Source organism: Phytohabitans sp. LJ34 (assembly GCF_052068095.1).
In the GTDB taxonomy this organism is placed as follows: Bacteria; Actinomycetota; Actinomycetes; order Mycobacteriales; family Micromonosporaceae; genus Phytohabitans.
On record NZ_JBQHDG010000029.1, the window covers coordinates 31,448 to 49,469 of the forward strand.

Sequence of the window (18,022 nt, forward strand, 5' to 3'; positions counted from 1 at the left end):
TGGGGAGGCGGCGGCCAGCATCTGGCAGGTGCTCAACGCCCGCTCAGGACATCTATGCCATCGAGCGTGAAAGTCCCGCTGACGACGCGCACCGTGATGTTGTGGTGGCGTTGCGGCAGGTCCCGCAGCCAGTACGAGGTCTGCCTCGTGCCGACGGTCCCGACCTGCACAGTCTGGGGCGCTTGGTTGTCGACGCGCACCTCCAGGGTCGCCGAGCCGGTCGCCCCGAACAGGTTCAGCCCGGTGCCGGTGAAATCGAGCGCCAGCGACTGGCCGGCCGCCAGCACGTGCTGTGTGCGGTTGAAGTGCGCGAAACCGGCCTGGTTGAAGGTGAAGCCGTCGGGGTAGGCGATGCGGGGGTCGGAGTCGTCGATCTTCGTCGACTTCCATGCCTGGCCCTTGATCGGCGTAACCGCGAGATTGTCGTACAGGGTGTTGTAGTACCCGCTCACCAGAGCCACCCGGCCGGCCATCACCGGATTGACCGACGTGTCGACGTGCGAGGTGAGCCGGGCGCCATCGAGCGTCGCCGTGATGACGTTATCGCGCGCCTCGACCGATAGCCGATGCCACGCCCCAGGGTCGAACAGCGCCACGGTGCCCGATGCGACGACGGTGTCGAGCTTGCGCAGCTCCCACCGGCCGTCTTCGTGGACACGGACGGCGTAGGTGGCCTGGTCGCCGCCGCGGGCGTGGACCTGCCGCACTCCCAGGCCCGCGAAGTTCGCCAGCGTCGTATCCCGGTCGACGAGGTCGAGCCGGAAGTCGACGGTGGCGGTGTAATTTGCCCACCGATGGTCGCCGAGCACTGTCGACGGTGCGGCGGTCGACGGCACGTTCTGCCGGCCGTCGCCCCACACGTTCCACAGGTAGCCCCGGTTGTGGGCGTGGTTCTGCTGCCGCAAAACGTGGCGATCGCCGCGGCGGCCTGCCGCCACCACCTCGAAGGCGCCGTCCTGGTCGGCCGTGTACCGCGGGGTGCCGGCGCGGCGCTCGAGGTAGGTCATCTTGCGGCCGCCGACAACGGTGGTCGGGTAGTCGTCGTACTCGAAGTTGTCTCGGTAGGGCAACGCGAGGATCTCGTCCCGCGCCCGGGGTGCGAAGTCGCCCGGCCGGTACGTCGCGGTGGTGCCGTGGACGCCGCGCCGAAGCGTGGACAGGGTGAGGATCGAGTACGCCGGCACCCGCACGCGGTAGACGTCGTGCTCGACGCCGTCGATCACCTCGCTGCGCACGGGAGCGTAGTAGCCGATGTTCTGGAAATAGTTGGCGTCGTACGACTCCCCGGCATCCGGGCCGCGCGTCTGCCAGGCGTACAGCGGACGGCCCCGCTCGCCCAGGTCCGCCACCTTGACCTCGAAGTACCGATCCGTCCGGGTGTTGTTGGCGTGCACCTGTGTCCACTCTGGAGAGCCGCCGGCGCTCGCGGGCGTCCGCGCCGTGAGGACGGTGCGGGTGGAGGTGTCGACGTTGGTGCCGCCGTCGCCCTTGGTGCCGTCGCCGCCGGTAGCGCCTTCGACGTACTCCCAACCACGGTCGATGAACTGATGGAAGTGGCGCACGGTGGCGATCCCGACGTCGCCCTCCCAGTACCCCGACCACGGGTCGGAGGCCCGGATAAGGTGCTTGGGGGAATACTGGGTGCCTTCGTACATGGCGCTGACGGCGGGCTGGAAGAGGAACGTCGTCATGTGCGCTGGGTCGCTCCCCGCCCCACTCCATCGGTAGGCGTTGATGAACCGGTCGGCGATGTCGGCGGCGGATACGGTGCCGCCGACGCCACCCCGGGCCGGATCGGCGGCGAGGCGGTACTGCGGGTCGATCATCGGGGCGACACCCTCGGAGTACAGGATCGGCAGACCGTACTCCTTGTTCAGCCGGGTGACGTTCGGGCCACCCACGATGTCGTAGTGGAAGCCGAGGGCGTCGACGTGCGCCAGTGCCTCCGGGTTGGCGAGAATCCGCCCGGCGACATTGTTGCCGTCCCGGTAGGAGTCGAGCGCGACGATCTTGATCCGCGAGTAGTCGTAGCGCGCGTCCGGCGCGACAGCGTCACGCTCGAGCCACTTGGCGAACTGGATCGTCCAGTTGAGCTCGGAAATTTGGTACTCGGCGTGCCGGACCTCGTTCTGCGCCGGGCTCATCCAGTCGAACTCGACACCGAACATGTCGTAGGCGGCGTCGATCGTCTCCTTGTACCACTGGTACCGCTTGGTCCAGTCGTTGCCGGTCCACGAGGGCTCACCCCAGCGCAGGGCCTCCACCTCGACGTCGCGGTTGATCGACAGGGCGTCGGCGATGAAGTGGAAGCCGGCACCACGCAGCACATTCGCGGGCTCGTCGGCGGTGCGCTTCGTCGCCGGCTCGGCTCCGGACGAGCTGTTGCTGTCCGCGCCCAGCTCGACCTTGATATGCGTGAGCCCCGCCCCCTCGACCGGGTCGAAGAGCATCCGCATGATCTGCCAGTAGGCGCGCGGGTTCTCCTCCTTGTAGTCGAGCAGCAGGTTGGACGTGTTGTTGCACGAGACCGAACCGAATCCGCCAAAGAGGTTGTACGCCGCGCCGCCCGGCCGGCGCTCGACATCGCCGCCGTCGACGACGACCTCTTTCCAGTCGATCGACGGGTCGTCCAGGCGCAGCTCAGGCAGCCCCGCTTCCGGCGTCGTCGCCGAGGTCGTCTCCCCCGCGAGGTGCCCCGCCGCGGCGGACGGTACCGGCGGCCCGACAAACGCGAGGGACAGCACCGCAACGGTCGAGGCGGCGAGGACACGCACGCGTCGCCACGGATGCCGAGAAGAGACTGTCACGGGTGGTCTCCTACCATCGTCGACCGGCGGCCCTCGTGCGCGTCCAAATCGAGCAAATCGCCCTTGAACTGCGTGGTTGGCTTCGCTGCCACCTGTGAGCGCTCCTGCCGAGTTCACATTTGCATCAAGCAGTGTCCCGATCGGGCGCACAACTGTCAATCGATGTGCCTCACATTGCTGGGGCCGGACGCCAGTGACGCCCGACCCTTTACAGCTGGGCGCCCACCGGTGCAAGATTCGGTCACTCAATCGATGACCGTCGCTCAACTGGGCGACGGCAGGTCCCCTGCTCACATCGCTACACCCCATGCGGCCCGGCTGACGCCGCGATCAGCTTTGGAGAACAGATGAGACCGTCCGTTCGCACCGCCATTGGGACGGGCCTGGTGGCCCTCGTCCTGGCCGCCCTCGTGGCAGTCCCCGACCACCACGCGGCCACGGCGGCCGAGCGACGGTACGAGGCGGAGCAGGCCACGATCGTCAACGGTGTGGTGGAGCGCGAGTACCCCGGTTTCACCGGCACCGGATACGTCAACAGTGCCAACGCGGTCGGGGCGGCCATCGAGTTCGCGGTGCCGGTGCCGGCAGCCGGTGCCCGGACGCTCGTCATCCGGTACGCCAACGGCACTCGCACGAACCGTCCGGCGACGGTGTCGGTCAACGGCAGCCTGCGGGCCACCTTGCAGTTTCCCGCCACCGGCGGCTGGTCGACCTGGCGCACCCAGACGCTGAGCACTTCCCTGTCGGCTGGCGCCAACGTAGTGCGCCTGGCCGCGACGACATCGCGCGGCCTGGCCAACGTCGACTCCCTCAGCTACGACGACGGGCTGCCGACCTCGCCGTCTCCCAGCGTGTCCCCCACCGGCTCGGTGCCGCCCCGCACGCCAATCGCCGATCCGATCCCCCAGGCGCCGATCCGGTCCGAGCTCGGGCTGGTCCTGACGCAGTTTGCGCAGTTCCCGCAGACCAGCCCGGTGCCGGCGCCCACCGATCCGCGGCTGATGCGCACAGCCCGGATCAACTACGTCGGGCAGATTCCCGGCGGGAGCCGGCTGTTCACGCCCGACCTCAACGGCCGCCTGTACACCCTGCCGGCGGCCGGTGGCACGCCGACCGTCTACCTCGACGTGGCCGCGACCGTCGGCGCCAACTTCTTCTCCGGCCGGGGTCTGGGCAGCGGCTTCGGCTTCGTCGCCTTCCACCCCGAGTTCGCCACCAACGGCCGCTTCTACACCGTGCACACCGAGGCCCTGGGCGCGCTCGGGTCGATCACGCCGGACTGGACCCAGTCCGGGGCGGTCATCCACAGCGTGCTAACCGAGTGGACGACGACCGACCCGGCGGCCGCGTCCTTCAGCGGCACCCGCCGGACGCTGCTGCGGATCGGGTTCGCCACCTACATCCACGCCATCCAACAGATCGACTTCAACCCCAACGCGGTACCGGGTAGCGGCGACTATGGCCTGCTGTACGTCGCGGTCGGTGACGGCGGACGTGGCAGCTCCTCGACCGTGCCGCAACAACTCGGTGTGCCCCACGGCAAAGTCCTGCGGATCGACCCCAGTGGTACGAACAGCGCCAACGGCCGGTACGGCATCCCAACGGCCAACCCCTTCACCGGCAACAGCGGCCCGCTGGGCGAGATCTACGCGCTGGGCATGCGCGACCCGCACCGGTTCAGCTGGGACACCGGCGGCACCCGGCGGATGTTCCTCGGCCACATCGGCGAACACGACATCGAGGGCGTCTACGACCTTCGGGCCGGCGACAACCTCGGCTGGAGCGAACGGGAAGGCTCTTGGGTGTTCGACCGGCAGGCGCCGTGCAACCTCTACTCGCTTCCAGCCGACGACGCCCGGTTCGGCTACGACTACCCGGTCGCGGCGTACGACCACAACGCCGCCACCATCCCGTGCGGCGACGATGCCGGCAAGGCGATCGTCGGTGGCTTCGTCTACCGCGGCAGCGCGCTGCCAGCGCTGCGCGGCAAGTACGTCTTCGGCGACATCGTCGACGGCCGCGTCTTCTACACCAACGAGGCAGAGATGGTCCGCGGCGGCGGGCTGGCGCCGCTCTACCAGCTACGCGTCCTCACCGCCACTGGCACCGAGACGTCGATGGCCGCGCTGGCCGGCGACTCCCGAGTGGACCTGCGGCTCGGCGTGGACCGCGCGGGCGAGCTGTACCTGCTCGCCAAGGCCAACGGCCGGATCTGGAAGGTGACCGCCACCCGGACATCCAGTTAAGGCACTGTTTTGGGAACCGCCACTGTCAGGGCCCTCGAGTAGCTCCTGCGGCAGCAGCAACGATTCCGCCTCGTCGTCCGCCAACTGCTGTCCGGGTGCGGGCGTCAGACGGATCGTGAACCGCATGGTCGAACGCTCCCAGGTCGATGGTGGAACCGCGATACACCTGTCGCGTCGACAGCCGGCCATGGGCCGATCCGTCAAGCGCCGTTGAGCCGCTGTTGCTCAGGTGAACAGGGCGGTCCACGCGAGCTCGGCACGTATCGGTAGGTGGGGTGGCGGGCGCAGACCCGTGGCGAGCCGGGCGAGCACGACGCGCATCTCTGTCAGTCGACGCGGCCGGCGTATGCGGCGGCTGCTGCTGCGAACCCGACCGCGAGCAGTAGCCAGCCCAGCGCGTTGACCACCATCGCGACGAACCCGCCTGCCAGGATGACCGGGAACGCCACGAGCACAGCGGCGGCGGCCCAGCGCGGCACCGTGCGGCCCCGCCAGAGGGCGATGCCCAGCAGCAGGACACCGATGAACATCAGCGGGATGAACAGGGCGCCGCCGACGGCGGTGGCCTGGTAACCGTCGATCTCCCGCAGCACGTTCTCGGCGGTCGGCACGTCGAGGCCGGCGTTGATGGTGGCCGCGGCAGCGCCGTCGTAACCGGCGCCGCTGAAGCTCAGCGCGCTGAATCCGGCAAAAGCCAATGCCATGCCGATCGTGCCGAGTCGCAGCGAGCCGCGGCGGGCCACCATGCCAGTGACGATGGCGCCGGCCCCGGCGGTGACCGCGAAGACCAGCAGCAACCAGAACGAAAGCTCGGTGCGGCCCATGTCGTCGGCTACCTTCGGGATCCATTCGGCGGGATCGTCGGTGAGCGCGTACGGCACAGCCAGCGCCCAGCCGGCCATCGCCAGCGGCCCGACCGGCGCGAGCACGGCCAACGCCCGGCGGCCGAAGCCGACACCCGCGCCGGCCGTCGCCGCTGTGGTCTGAACGGAAGCGGTGGTACTGGTCATGGTGATGCTCCTTGGTCCGCCCGCCTCAAACCAGGAGTTGCTGGGCGGGGTCGTCCTCGACGCTATGGCCGCCAGGGCGCCGTACACATCGGAGCTAGCACCGAACCGCGCCGGTCAGGCTGGATCGGGATGCGCGCTCGTGCCGCTAAGCCAGGCGAGCGCGGCCCGGACCCGTCGGTTTTGCTCGGCGCTGGGCGGCAGGCCGAGTTTGGTGAAGATGGAGCCGAGGTGGGAGTCCACCGTGCGCTCGGACAAATAGAGCCGGGCGGCGATCGCGGCATTGCTCAGTCCTTGGGCGAGCAGGCCCAGCACGTCGCGTTCCCGCTCGGTGAGCGCGGCCAGCCCGGCACCGCGCGCAGCGCCGAGGTAGTGCCGCACGACGTGCTCGTCGATGGCCGTGCCGCCGGCAGCGACCCGGCGTACGACCGCGACGAACTCGTCGATGTCCAACACGCGGTCCTTGAGCAGGTAGCCGAAGCGAGCCGGCCGGTCCGCCGCGAGCCTCATCGCCAGCGCCGGCTCCACGACGTGGGAAAGCACGACCACCGCGAGGTCCGGGAAGCGGTCGCGTAGCAGCAGCACGGCACGAGCGCCCTCATCAGTGAACGCCGGTGGCATCCGGACATCCGCGATCACCAGATCCGGCCGCTCAGCGACCACAGTGGACACCAGCGCGCCGCCGTCGCCGACCTGCGCCACGACGTCGATGCCGTCGTGGGCGAGCATGCGGGCGATGCTCTGCCGCAGCAACACCAGGTCTTCGGCGATCACCACACGCACGGCAGGATCACCTCCACCGTGGTACCCCTCGGTCGGGCGTCGCTGACCACCAGCCGGCCGCCTGCCGCACCGACTCGCTCGGCGAGCCCACGCAGCCCCGTCCCGGCGCGGATGTCCGCCCCACCGCGCCCGTCGTCGGTCACCGTGACCGCGGCGGCCCCATCCTCGACCGCGACGCCGACGGTGATCGCGGCGGCGGCCGAATGCTTGAGCGCATTGGTGACCGCTTCGCAGATCACCAGGTAAGCCACGGTCTCCACAGGTGGCGGCAAGCGTCCGGAGTGGACGTTGAGCGTGACCGGCACGGGTATCCGTTGGGACAGGTCGACCAGAGCGGCGTGCAGCCCGCGGCGGCTCAGCAGCTCCGGTGTGGCACCTGCGGCGAGTGTGCGCAGCTCCTCGATGGCCGTGGTGAGGCCGTCGACCGCGTCGGACAGCACCAACTGGGCAGCGCCGTCACCCAGCTCGCGCTGCGCCATCCGCAACTCCAGCGCGAGCGCCAGCAGGCGACCCTGTACCCCGTCGTGTAGATCCCGCTCGAGCCGCCGCCGCTCCGTGGCGGCCGCCTCGTCGGCACGCTCGCGTTCCACGGCGATGCGCCGTGCCTGGTCGCGGACCGCGACCTCCAGCACCGCCTGGTCGATCAGCGGGCCGAGCTCAGCGACCGCGCCGGCCGCGTCCACCGCAGGCATGGTGTGCGCCACCGCGGCATGCGGCCCGCCATCTCCGCCGGGCACCCATGTCAGCGACTCCGCTACAGGTGGGTCGGTCGGCGCGGTGTCCACGTCGACCCAGCCGTGCCCATCGGGCAGGCGCAGCACCAGGCGGGCGGTAGGGTCCCCCAGCGCTTGGCGCAGGATCTGCTCCGCGGTGTGCGCCGGACGGACCCGAGCATCCGCGCCGGCCTCCCGCACCAGCACGGCCGCCCTCGCCCGCACCGGGTCGGCGCGCAGCACCAGCAGCCGCACCAACCGCCGGCGCAGCGGCGCGAACACCGCCGCCACCGCGAGCGTCGCCAACACGACGGGTAGCAGCGCACCCGGCCCGAACTGGGCGCCGAGGATCGCACTCAGCGAGACCACCACGATGGCGAACAGCACACCCATCACGACCGTCAGCACGGTGCTCGCCACCGCCGGCGTCATCCGCTGCACCCGCCACAACTCACCCGGCCGCAGCGCCAACACCAGACCTGGCGCGCACAAAGCGAACGGCAGGCAGAACGCCACCGACAGACCCGACTCACCGGCCGATGTGGACAACACCCCGAACGCGTACGCCAGCAGCCCGGACAGCACGCAGAACACAATGGTCAAGATCGGCACGATCGACAGCACCGCGACCAGCAACAGCCGGAACCGGCGCTCACCACGCTGCCGCGGCAGCGACCGCCACGCCACCACCGGGCCGAGCAGCACCGAAGCCATCCAAGGCACCGACAGCACCCAACCCAGCGGCGCCAGAGCCGCCAGCGGGCCCGCGTGCAGGCCCGGGTAGGCCGGATCCTCGAACCCGGTGGCCACGCCCAGCCCGGTGTAAACGGCTACGTACCACAAGGCGGCCACACCGAACCGGCGACGGCGCGCACTCCCCCCGTCGATCCGGTCCACCGCGGCGAGGAACGTCAGCTGAAGCAACGTGATGGGTGGCGCGTAGGCCAGGCCGACCGCGAACACCAGCAGGTGCGCCAGAGCGTCCCGATGCCCGCGTACACCCGCGTAGTCGGCCGCGGCCGCGGCAAGCACCAGGTACAGCAGCAGCGAACCCGCCGTGCCGGCCAGCCACCAGCCGACCCGCCGCTCACCCTGACCGAACAGCCACCCCGCCCCGCCAGCGGTCACCAACACCCCGACCGCCAACGGCACAGCGAACACCGGCGCATTGGCGCCATACCGGAACCCGGACACATAGGTGCCAACCGTCACCACCGCAGCCACCGCCGTCGCCGCCACCACCAGCAGCCCCACCACCGCGCCGACCACACGCTTGCCCACCGGTAGATCGTCCCAGCCCCAACCCGACCAGGAAACCGTGCCAACACCGATTCATCACCGCATGTCACGCCCGAACGCGGCAGGAAAGCTCACGCCACGCTCCACGCTGTCGATCGCCGCAGCCGGAATGTGCCCGACAACGCTGCCGTCAGCGGCACGACCACGTGGCTCCGGCCATCGGTACACCGGCCGGGAGATCTACATCCCGTACGTCGCGACGGGCCAGTACGTTCCGCCGCGAGCGTCACGTCATCGGCTGAATTGATCCGCGGCGCGGACAACCCTTGGCGGCACTGCCACGTGTGAGGGGTGTGAGTGATCACGCGATGGCGTCGCCGACGAGCGACGCCGCTTACGCCGACTTCGTGCGCACGGCCTGGGACCAGCACTTGCGGGTGGCTCGGCTCCTGACCGGCGACCCCCTCCGTGCGGAAGAGCTGCTCCAGGACTGCCTGGTGAAGCTGTACGTGCGCTGGCGGAAGGTCGCCGCGCGCGGCGACCCGCAGGCCTACCTGCGCCGGATGCTGGTCAACGGCACGCTCCACAAAGGTCAGTACGGCGTGGACGTTCCGGTCGGCGCCACCCTCCGGCAACGGGTCCACGCCGGTGCCGCTCCTCTCGGTCGACTACGCCGTACCGGCAGACCAGGCAGCCGGCGGCCCGACCGCCTTCACCGTCCACCAGGCACGGGACACATCCCCGCAGCGGGTCACCGGCCTGCGGGCGTGGACCTCGACGGACGACGGGAGCACCTGGACCGAGGCGCCGGTGCGCAGGGTGGCCGGCAACCGGTTCTCGGCCGCGCTGCCGGGCGCCGCGCCGGGGCAGCCGGTCTCCCTGCGGGTGGCCGCGACAGCCGATGGCCGCCAGGGGCCTTACGGTCAGATTCGGCAGCCGCTCACTCGTGCGAGCGGCATCCCTCGTGCAACCGGTGCTGATGGTCGGCATGGGTGTCGCACCCAACGTCTTGACGTTGGCTGCCGTGCAGCTGATGCTCGGTGCTGTCGTCGGGCTGCTGGACGTCAGCGTCAACGCCCATGCCGTGACGGTCGAGCGGGTTCTGGGGCGCCCCATTATGAACGGCTGTCACGCCGCCTGGAGTATCGGCAGCGTCAGCGGTGCGCTCCTCGGCGCGGGTGCCGCCCACATAGGACTGTCGCGCGGCGTCCACTATGCGATCCTCGCCGCGGTGCTCGTGCCACTCGTTGTCGTGACCGGACGGTTTCTGCTGAACGCCGCCGACGGCGAGACGGCGGGCGGGCGGCCGGACACAGGTCTGACCTGGCGGACCGGTTGGAGCAGGCCGGTGCTCGTGCTCGGCGCGATGGGCGCCATCGCGCTGACCGCCGAGGCCGCTGTCGCCAACTGGAGTGGCGTGTTCTTGCACGAGCGGCGGGCGACCCTGGGTATGGCGGGCATTGGCTACGCCGCCTTTGCCGTCTGCCAGACCTTGGTCCGCCTGGTCGGCGACTCGATCCTGGCCCGGACGTCGGCGTCGGTCATGCTCCGTCTCGGCGCCGGCGTCGCCGCGGCCGGCCTGACCGTGGTCGTGGTCAGCCCGTGGGTGGTGCTGGCGATCGTCGGCTTCGCGTTGATGGGCTTGGGCTTGGCCACCTGCTTGCCAGTCCTGTACAGCGTGGTCGGCAGCCTCGGCGCGGACCGCGACCACGGAGCCGACGCTGGTGCCGCGGCGATGGTGGCGCGGTTTACCAGCATGACCTATGCCGGCATTCTGATCGCCCCGGCGGTGATCGGCTGGGTCGCCGACGCCGTCGGGCTCACGTGGACGTTGGCAGGCATCATCCCGCTGCTGGTGGCGGTCACGTACGCGGCCCGGACCGTCCGAGATCCGCGGATGGGCGGACGGCCCAGGGTTTCGAACCCCGGGCCGCCCGACCCCGATCGACGCGGTTAGCGGGCGGCGCAGCGGCGTACCTCGTATTGGTCGATCGCCGCGCCGAGTTGGGCGAACTTCTGCGTGTACTCGACCGGGACGACGCCGGTGGGCGTAGCCGGGCGCTGGGGGTCCTGGTATCGGTCACCGAGGTTGGAGAACACGGTGATGACGTAGCTGCGGTGTGGTTTGCCGGGCAGTGACTTCACGATGCCGGCGTCCGCGCCGGCGTTGCTGGTCCAGCCGGGCTTGTGCGCGAAGCTCACCTGGGCGGCCTTGTTGCAGGGCCGCACGTCCTGCCCGAACCGGTTGCCGTCCACGGTCACGGTGCCGTCCGGGGCGATCCATCGGCTCGCCGTGGTCTGCGGGATACCGGGTGCCGGATATCCGCGACCGCAGTAGTTCGTGGTCGACAGCATCCAGTTCCAGCCTTGCTGCCCGAGCTTGGCGGCGAACAGTTGGCGTGACGGGGCGCTGAGCGCCGACGAGGCGGTCACCGGGACGCCGGCGGGAGTGGTCCACAGCCTCCCCCGGGCGCCGTTGACGAGCACCAGCAGTTTGGCGGTGTCCAGTGAGCTCATCGTGATGGCGTTGGACCAGTTGCCGCCGTTGGACGGCCGGGTGCCGACCAGTTGCAACGTCTCGAGACCGAGATCCTGGAACGCCTGGTTGAGCCCGTCCATCGCGTTGTGGTCCCACAGCAGCTTGATCAGCGCGCAGGTCGCGGCGTTGGAGGACGCGGTCAGGGAGGCGTCGACGTACGCGCGGATGGTGTTGCTGCTGGCTGGCCCGCACAGCGGGCTGACGGTCTCCGGCTGGTAGCTGTACGTGTCGTCCAATCCGACGACGCCCTGGTCGACCAGACGCAGAATCCCGAAGTTCACCATCAGCTTGAGCACCGACGCCGGATACGGCGACATGAAATCGAGCGGCGCGGACTCCCTGCCCGGCACTACGTCGATCGTGCCCTGCCCCTGGTTGGCGTACCAGCCGGCGGTGTCCCACTGGCGGTAGCGCACGGCCGTGGTGTGGTGATTGGCATCGACCGGCACCACGACACCATGCGGATACTGCGGGCTCATCAGGACGGTCCCCGACGACACGATGCGCCCGGCGTCATCCAGTTCGAGCACCGACGCGTCGATCTGCGGCTGTTGGACGATCGGCTGCGCGGCGGCGGCCACCGCGGCGTACTGCTGCGCACGCTGCTCAGGTGTGGTCGCGTCGGTGTCGACGTCGGCATTCAGCGCCTTGCCTTGCGCGGTCGCGGGCGGCGCCAGGTCGACAACCTCTTGGAACGCTAGCCCGTCCAAGGTTTGCCGCAGAAACTCGGCGACGGCGACGGCATCGCGTGATCCGCTCGCCGCTGGCGTAGTCGTCGTCGCCTGCGCCGAAGCGCCAGCCGAGGCGGCCGCCACGGCGAGGACCGCGACCGCCGCCACCAGGCCGACTTTGCGTACGTGCATCGTCAATCCTTCCCGTTGTGATCAACGTCGTCGCGTCGCACCGTACGCCGCCATCAATGGGAGGGAGACTACAATGTGGACAATTACTCAGTCTTGTTTTCTGTGCAACCTTTGGTCGGTGGCGCCCGTCTCCATCAGTGTCCACTGTGTACGAGGGATCGTCATGGCTGAGTCAGGTCGGCCGCAGCCGGAGGAGGCTGCCCGCGACCGGCGGCAGTGACAGCACGGCGCCGGGACCGGCGATCGGCTGGTAGGTCTGGGTTTGCGGCGAGGTGGTTGGCACACGACCACTCTCCGGCCGCGGCTGGAGTAGTGCGATTTCAGTACGAGGTGCCTGCAAACGCATGACGACGCGACGGTTCCGGGGTGTGACTCTGGGGGGACTGATTCCGGACCTCGGATATGGGGGTTTAGAGGTGCAGGCATTCGCGCGGTGGTCGGTGCGTCACCGGTGGTGGGTGATCGGGGCCTGGCTGATGCTGCTCGCAGGGCTGGTGGTGCTGTCACAGCTGGCCGGTGGCGCGGTCCACAAGAACAGCTTCGGTTTCTCGGGCCGCGACTCGCAGGACGCGCGGATGGTGCTGGAGAAGGAGTTTCCGCGTGCCGCCGGGGACAGTGATCAGATCGTCTTCCATACCGAGACGGGACGTGTGACAGACGCTGCCGTCCAGAGCCGAATGCGGTCGATGTTCGCGCGCGTGGAGCAGCTTCCGCACGTCGTCACCGTGACGGATCCCTACGCGTCAAACGGGCAGGCCATTTCGAAGGACGGGAAGACGGCGTTTGCCACCGTCACCTTCGACGCGCAAGCCAATGACCTACCCGAAGAAGCCATCACCGCGGTGATCAGCACCGCGCAGGCCGCGCGTACTTCCACAGTGCAGGTGGAGCTGGGAGGGCAGGCGGTCCAACAGACCGAGTCGCAGGGGCCAGGGCTGGCCACGGGAGTCGGGCTCGGCGTCGCAGCGCTGGTGCTGCTGGTGCTGTTCGGATCGGTGACCGCGATGCTGATGCCGATTCTCACCGCGTTGGTGGCGATCGCCGCGGGCATCAGTGTCAACGCCCTCATCAGCCATGTCATCGACATCAATACCGCTACCGAGGCTATCGCCTTGATGATCGCCCTGGGCGTAGGCGTTGACTACTCGCTGTTTGTCGTGTCGCGGTTCCGTGGCCTCCTGGCGGAGGGTCGTGACCCGAAAGAGGCGGCAGCCGGGGCGGTGAACACCTCGGGGCGAGCGGTGTTGTTCGCTGGGGCGCTTGTGGTGCTTGCCCTGTTGGGCATGTTGCTGCTGGGCGTCGGCATTACCAACGGGATCGCCATCACGTCCGCGGTGGAAGTCGCGTTTACCATGGCCGCCGCGCTCACGCTGCTTCCTGCTGTCCTTTCCCTCCTTGGGCCGCGGATCAACAGTTTTCGGGTTCCCGGCCGACGTCCGGCCGGATCCACGACGCCTTCTCCTCGACTCGAGGGCTGGACCAACTTCCTGCGGCGCAGAAGGTGGCCGCTCGCCATAGCGATGATCCTGGTACTGGGGGTCCTCACGTTGCCGGTCATCACCATGCGGCTGGGCAGCTCCGATGCCAGCGCAAACCCGCCCGACACGACGACCCACAAGGCCTACACCTTGCTCGCCGAGGGGTTCGGACCAGGCTTCAACGGCCCGCTCGTGCTCGCCGCGACGTTGCCGGCCGCATCCGACACCGCCGTGCTTCAACGCCTCGCGGATGCCGTCGAGTCGGACCCCGCGGTCGGCTCGGTGAGTCCGCCGCGCATGAGCCCTACAGGCACTGCCGCCGTCCTCCAGGTCTACCCGCTGACTTCTCCGCAGAGCGAGGAGACCACGGACCTTGTCCACAGGCTTCGTGACACGACCATCCCTCAGGCCACCGCCGGCACGCACGTCGCCGTGCACGTCGGTGGGTCCACTGCCACCTTCGTCGATCTCGCGTCCCTGCTTGGTAGCCGACTCGTGCCGTTCATCGCGGTCGTCGTCGCCATCGGGTTCCTTGTGCTACTGATTGTGTTTCGCTCAGTGGCTATCCCGCTCACGGCCGCCGTCATGAATCTGTTGTCCATAGGCGCAGCGCTCGGCGCTGTCATTGTGGTGTTCCAGTTTGGCTGGACGGGTCTATCCGGCGGCCCGGTTCATTTCGCGTTGCCGGTGATGATGTTCGCTATCGTCTTCGGCTTGTCCACCGACTACCAGGTGTTTCTGCTCAGCCGTATCCAAGAGGAATGGAACACACATCACGACAACGACCGAGCGGTGCATGACGGGATGGGGCGGGTCAGCGGCATCATCACCGGCGCGGCGGTCATCATGATCGCGGTCTTCTGTTCCTTCTTGCTGGGTGGGCAGCGCTTTCTCCAGGAGATTGGCTTCGGGCTGGCCGTGGCGGTCGCGCTCGACGCCTTCCTGATCCGCTTTATCCTCGTCCCGGCGACGATGTACATCCTCGGCGATCGAAACTGGCGGCTGCCCCGTTCGCTGAACTGGCTGCCCCGTGTACACATCGAGCCCAATGAGATCGAGCCATCCCCGGCTGCCGAGGTGTCCGGCGCGGTACGCTGATCATGGTGGCCGTCACGCTGATAGGGATTACCGGTGACTAGGTGGCGTCGGTATCTCAAGGACCATCCGCGGGTCGTCGACGTAGCGGTGATCGCGCTGTTGCTCTGTGCCGCGTCCGGCCCTTTCGCGCTCAACAGCAACCTGTCCGCGACCGACAACCTGAGCTGGCGGTCCGCGATACCGCTCGCGCTCGCCAGCTCACTGCCGCTGCTGTGGCGACGAAGCCACCCCCGTATCGTGGTGGCGGTCACCGCGGCCTGCGCCGCCGCCGGGGGCGGGTTCGGCTATCTGGTTACCCCGGTACTCCTGGCTCCCGTCATGATCGCCCTCTACGAGTTGGCCCTACGCCTGCCCGGCCGGACCACCCACAGGTACTACCTGGTGGCCACGGTGGCGGTCGTCGTGGCCGCATTGGCCGGCGACCGGCACGGCTACCCGTTGCTCCTCACCATCCTGAACCCTGTCGTTTTCTTCCTGCTGCCGGTCGTCCTGGCCGAGTCCGCCCGGCTGCGCCAGGAAAACCTTGCCGCCGTTACCGCGCGCGCGGAGTACGCCGAGCGCAACCGTGAAGAAGAGGCCCGCTACCGGGTTGCCGAGGAGCGGGTGCGCATCGCCAGGGAGCTGCACGACGTCGTTGCCCACCACTTGGCGCTTGCCAACGCCCAAGCCAGCACGGCGGCCTACCTCGCGCGCGAGCATCCACATCGGGTGGAACGGATCCTTACCGAGCTGACTGGCACGACTTCCGCCGCGCTGCGCGAACTCAAAGCCACCGTCGGTCTACTACGCCAGCCCGATGACGTCAGCTCCCCACTCGAGCCGGCGCCCGGCCTCGCACAGTTGTCCGACCTCACTGCCACGTTCGCTTCGGCCGGGCTCGACGTCGAGATCACCATCGAGGGCGAGCAACGGCAGCTGTCCGAGGGCGTGGATCTGACCGCGTACCGCATTGTGCAGGAGGCACTCACCAACGTGGCCAAGCACGCCAGCACGAGTACCGCCGCGGTGTGGCTCGCCTACGGCGACGATCGGCTGACCATAATCATCGCCAACGGCGCTGGGCCAGCCAAGTCCACCGCTTCACAGCCGGCCGGCGGCGGCTACGGGATCGTCGGTATGCGAGAGCGGGTCCAGTCCGTGGGCGGCCGGTTCCACGCGGGGCCTCAGCCCGACGGGGGCTTCACCGTCGCCACCGAGCTGCCGATCCTGCGCTGACGATCGAAGGGCGATCCGTGACCATCCGCATCCTTCTCGCCGACGACCAAATGCTCTTGCGCGCGACTTTCCGGATGCTTATCGAGGCCACCCCTGACATGGAGGTCGTAGGCGAAGCCGCCGACGGCGACGAGGCAGTCGCGTTGGCCAGGACCCACAAACCCACCGTCGTACTCATGGACATCCGCATGCCTCGAGTCAACGGCCTCACCGCAACCACCACGATCTGTACCGACCCGAGCCTTTCCCACACGCGGGTGCTCATCCTCACCACATTCGAGACCGACGAGTACGTGGCTCAGGCCCTACGCGCCGGCGCCAGCGGGTTTCTCGGCAAGGACGTCTCGGCCGACGCGCTGCTTGACGGCATTCGTACCGTCGCGGCCGGCGACGCCCTGCTTTCCCCGACCGCTACCCGCGCCCTGATCAGCCGATTTCTCGCTACCGCGCCGATGGATGCCCTCCCGCGAGCGATCGAGGAGCTGAAGGCACTGACCGCACGGGAGCGCGAGGTCATGAGCCTGGCCGCCCAGGGCAGATCCAACGCCGAGATCGCGCGGTACCTCGTGGTCAGCCCGCTGACCGTCCGCACTCACATCCAGCGAGCCATGACCAAACTGCACGTTCGCGACCGCACTCAGCTCGTGGTCATCGCCTACCAAACCGGCCTGGTCCGCCCCGAGCGGCCATCCTTCAACGACTGACATCACCACTGAGCCAGGCGCTCGCAAGCCCCAGACAGCTTCTCGAAGCCGGCGGCGGCCACGCACCGACGCCCTGGCCGGGCTACGCCGACCGCAGCCGGAGAAGGCTGCCCGCGGCGGGCGGCAGTGACAGCACGACGTCGGGGCCGGCGATCGGCTGGTAGGTCTGGATCCGCGGGTCGAACCTGTCGGCCGTGCAAGCTTCGCGGTCCAGCCTAACGATGACCGTGCTGGCGTCTCGATGGCTCGCGTTGCAGACGAACAGCTGCCGATCCGGACCGGTGCCGGTGAAAGTGCCGGCGATGGCGGAGCCCTCAATGGAGCGGATCCACGAATCCGGGCGGAACACGTCCGCGCCCCGTGGCACCTGGTCGATGTGTCCGACGTGGACGGACCGCAGATCGCGCAGCTGGTGGGCGACCGGCGTGAGAGCACCCTGGGGTCGACGGTGTCGACGAACTCGCCGACGTAGTCCTCGTACGGCCCGGTCAGTTGCCGGTGATCACCAGGTTGGCGCCCGAGGTCCGCGATCTCCTGGTACCGCTGGACGGTGGTTTCCTCCGGCGGTGGCGGCCAGAACACCGCGATCGATGGTTCGATGCTCACAGGGCGCTCCGGTTGATGCGGCCCTTGTAGCGGGCTTCCAGCCGCTGGTTGTGCTCGTCCGAGCCGGCGATGTTGGCGGACAGGTATATGGGTGGCGGAAACCCGCGGGCGATGAGCCGGTCGATGGCGTGGGCGACCATCATCTGCACGGCCATGGCCGAGGTGATCGACGAGACCGCGCAGACCGGGCCGTGCTCTGTCTCGAGTACGGCATCCCCGTAAGGCGCTCGGTTGTCGATGACGATGTCCGCGATCTCGAAGAGTCGTTTCCCGGAAGGATGCCGCGAGCTGATCGCACGTGAATGCTCTAGCGAGGTGATGGCGATGACGGGCAGTTGGTTCTCCTGGGCAAGCCTTGCCATCTCGACGGTCGATCCGTTGCCGCCGGAGTTCGAGGCGATGACGAACGCGTCCGACGGGCCGATGTCGTGCAGTTCGAATACGCGTCGCGCGGTGTCCGGATCCCGTTCGGCGTATGTGTCCACGCTTTCGGGCGCGGCGCCGCCGAGGATCACCAGGTCGCGGAGCGCGAGCTTGTTGGTGGGCACGAGGCCGCCCGCGCGGCCGGCGACTTCCAGGGCGACCGCCTCGGAGTGCCCGGTGCCGAAAGCTGACTAGGCTTCGCTGGGCCGGAACGGCCACCAGCCCGCTTCTCTTTCGGGTGTACGTCGCGTCTTACGCCGATCGAGTCGGAGGGTTGGCTGTTGGCGCAACTGAGGGTGTT

General features: G+C 68.8%; 12 protein-coding genes and 1 pseudogene. 6 read left to right on the forward strand and 7 right to left on the reverse strand.

All coding sequences use genetic code 11. The annotated features are described in order from the left end of the window. Positions 1 to 32: 32 nt before the first annotated feature. Positions 33 to 2,807, reverse strand: coding sequence for a hypothetical protein (locus ACTMTJ_RS38800; RefSeq protein WP_441223739.1), 2,775 nt, complete (start codon positions 2,805 to 2,807; stop codon positions 33 to 35). A gap of 347 nt (positions 2,808 to 3,154) precedes the next feature. Here ACTMTJ_RS38800 and ACTMTJ_RS38805 point away from each other — a divergent pair, with 347 nt between their 5' ends. Further along, positions 3,155 to 5,053: a PQQ-dependent sugar dehydrogenase gene (locus ACTMTJ_RS38805; RefSeq protein WP_441223740.1), complete on the forward strand. Its 1,899-nt coding sequence runs from the start codon at positions 3,155 to 3,157 to the stop codon at positions 5,051 to 5,053. A gap of 326 nt (positions 5,054 to 5,379) precedes the next feature. On the opposite strand, the gene ACTMTJ_RS38810 is transcribed toward ACTMTJ_RS38805, so the two are convergent. The 3 genes from ACTMTJ_RS38810 to ACTMTJ_RS38820 form a co-directional block, all read right to left on the reverse strand. After that, positions 5,380 to 6,063 carry a hypothetical protein gene (locus tag ACTMTJ_RS38810; protein ID WP_441223741.1) on the reverse strand — a complete coding sequence of 228 codons (684 nt, stop codon included), beginning with the start codon at positions 6,061 to 6,063 and terminating at the stop codon, positions 5,380 to 5,382. Positions 6,064 to 6,177: 114 nt separating this feature from the next. Beyond that, positions 6,178 to 6,843: a response regulator transcription factor gene (locus ACTMTJ_RS38815; protein WP_441223742.1), complete on the reverse strand. Its 666-nt coding sequence runs from the start codon at positions 6,841 to 6,843 to the stop codon at positions 6,178 to 6,180. Then, positions 6,831 to 8,837 carry a histidine kinase gene (locus tag ACTMTJ_RS38820; protein WP_441223743.1) on the reverse strand — a complete coding sequence of 669 codons (2,007 nt, stop codon included), beginning with the start codon at positions 8,835 to 8,837 and terminating at the stop codon, positions 6,831 to 6,833. Before ACTMTJ_RS38820 ends, ACTMTJ_RS38815 begins: the two co-directional genes overlap by 13 nt. 326 nt (positions 8,838 to 9,163) lie before the next feature. Between ACTMTJ_RS38820 and ACTMTJ_RS38825 the strand changes: the two genes are divergently transcribed. Continuing rightward, on the forward strand, positions 9,164 to 9,775 hold the full coding sequence (locus ACTMTJ_RS38825) for a sigma factor (protein ID WP_441223823.1): 612 nt from the start codon (positions 9,164 to 9,166) through the stop codon (positions 9,773 to 9,775). Further along, positions 9,697 to 10,752: an MFS transporter gene (locus ACTMTJ_RS38830; RefSeq protein ID WP_441223744.1), complete on the forward strand. Its 1,056-nt coding sequence runs from the start codon at positions 9,697 to 9,699 to the stop codon at positions 10,750 to 10,752. The genes ACTMTJ_RS38825 and ACTMTJ_RS38830 overlap by 79 nt, the downstream gene beginning before the upstream one ends. On the opposite strand, the gene ACTMTJ_RS38835 is transcribed toward ACTMTJ_RS38830, so the two are convergent. After that, entirely contained in the window at positions 10,749 to 12,197 is a 1,449-nt protein-coding gene (locus tag ACTMTJ_RS38835) for a serine hydrolase (RefSeq protein WP_441223745.1), read from the reverse strand. The two genes, ACTMTJ_RS38830 and ACTMTJ_RS38835, sit on opposite strands and share 4 nt — an antisense overlap. A 416-nt stretch (positions 12,198 to 12,613) precedes the next feature. Between ACTMTJ_RS38835 and ACTMTJ_RS38840 the strand changes: the two genes are divergently transcribed. Genes ACTMTJ_RS38840 through ACTMTJ_RS38850 form a run of 3 tightly spaced genes read left to right on the forward strand, consistent with a single transcriptional unit; the run spans position 12,614 to position 16,692 of the window. Further along, positions 12,614 to 14,773, forward strand: coding sequence for an MMPL family transporter (locus tag ACTMTJ_RS38840; RefSeq protein WP_441223746.1), 2,160 nt, complete (start codon positions 12,614 to 12,616; stop codon positions 14,771 to 14,773). A gap of 33 nt (positions 14,774 to 14,806) precedes the next feature. Continuing rightward, entirely contained in the window at positions 14,807 to 15,988 is a 1,182-nt protein-coding gene (locus tag ACTMTJ_RS38845) for a sensor histidine kinase (RefSeq protein ID WP_441223747.1), read from the forward strand. Positions 15,989 to 16,005: 17 nt separating this feature from the next. After that, positions 16,006 to 16,692: a response regulator transcription factor gene (locus ACTMTJ_RS38850; RefSeq protein WP_441223748.1), complete on the forward strand. Its 687-nt coding sequence runs from the start codon at positions 16,006 to 16,008 to the stop codon at positions 16,690 to 16,692. 82 nt (positions 16,693 to 16,774) lie between these two features. Here ACTMTJ_RS38850 and ACTMTJ_RS38855 read toward each other — a convergent pair whose 3' ends face one another. Both ACTMTJ_RS38855 and ACTMTJ_RS38860 read right to left on the reverse strand, forming a co-directional pair. Continuing rightward, positions 16,775 to 17,041: a hypothetical protein gene (locus ACTMTJ_RS38855; protein ID WP_441223749.1), complete on the reverse strand. Its 267-nt coding sequence runs from the start codon at positions 17,039 to 17,041 to the stop codon at positions 16,775 to 16,777. A gap of 253 nt (positions 17,042 to 17,294) precedes the next feature. Next, positions 17,295 to 17,897: pseudogene (locus ACTMTJ_RS38860) on the reverse strand (sugar isomerase domain-containing protein); the annotation flags it as partial. Positions 17,898 to 18,022: the final 125 nt, after the last annotated feature.

Coding starts and splice junctions, on each gene's coding strand:
- ACTMTJ_RS38805 (WP_441223740.1), top strand. CDS start 3,155: ATGAGACCGTCCGTTCGCACCGCCATTGGGACGGGCCTGGTGGCCCTC.
- ACTMTJ_RS38810 (WP_441223741.1), bottom strand. CDS start 6,063: ATGACCAGTACCACCGCTTCCGTTCAGACCACAGCGGCGACGGCCGGC.
- ACTMTJ_RS38825 (WP_441223823.1), top strand. CDS start 9,164: ATGGCGTCGCCGACGAGCGACGCCGCTTACGCCGACTTCGTGCGCACG.
- ACTMTJ_RS38830 (WP_441223744.1), top strand. CDS start 9,697: ATGGCCGCCAGGGGCCTTACGGTCAGATTCGGCAGCCGCTCACTCGTG.
- ACTMTJ_RS38835 (WP_441223745.1), bottom strand. CDS start 12,197: ATGCACGTACGCAAAGTCGGCCTGGTGGCGGCGGTCGCGGTCCTCGCC.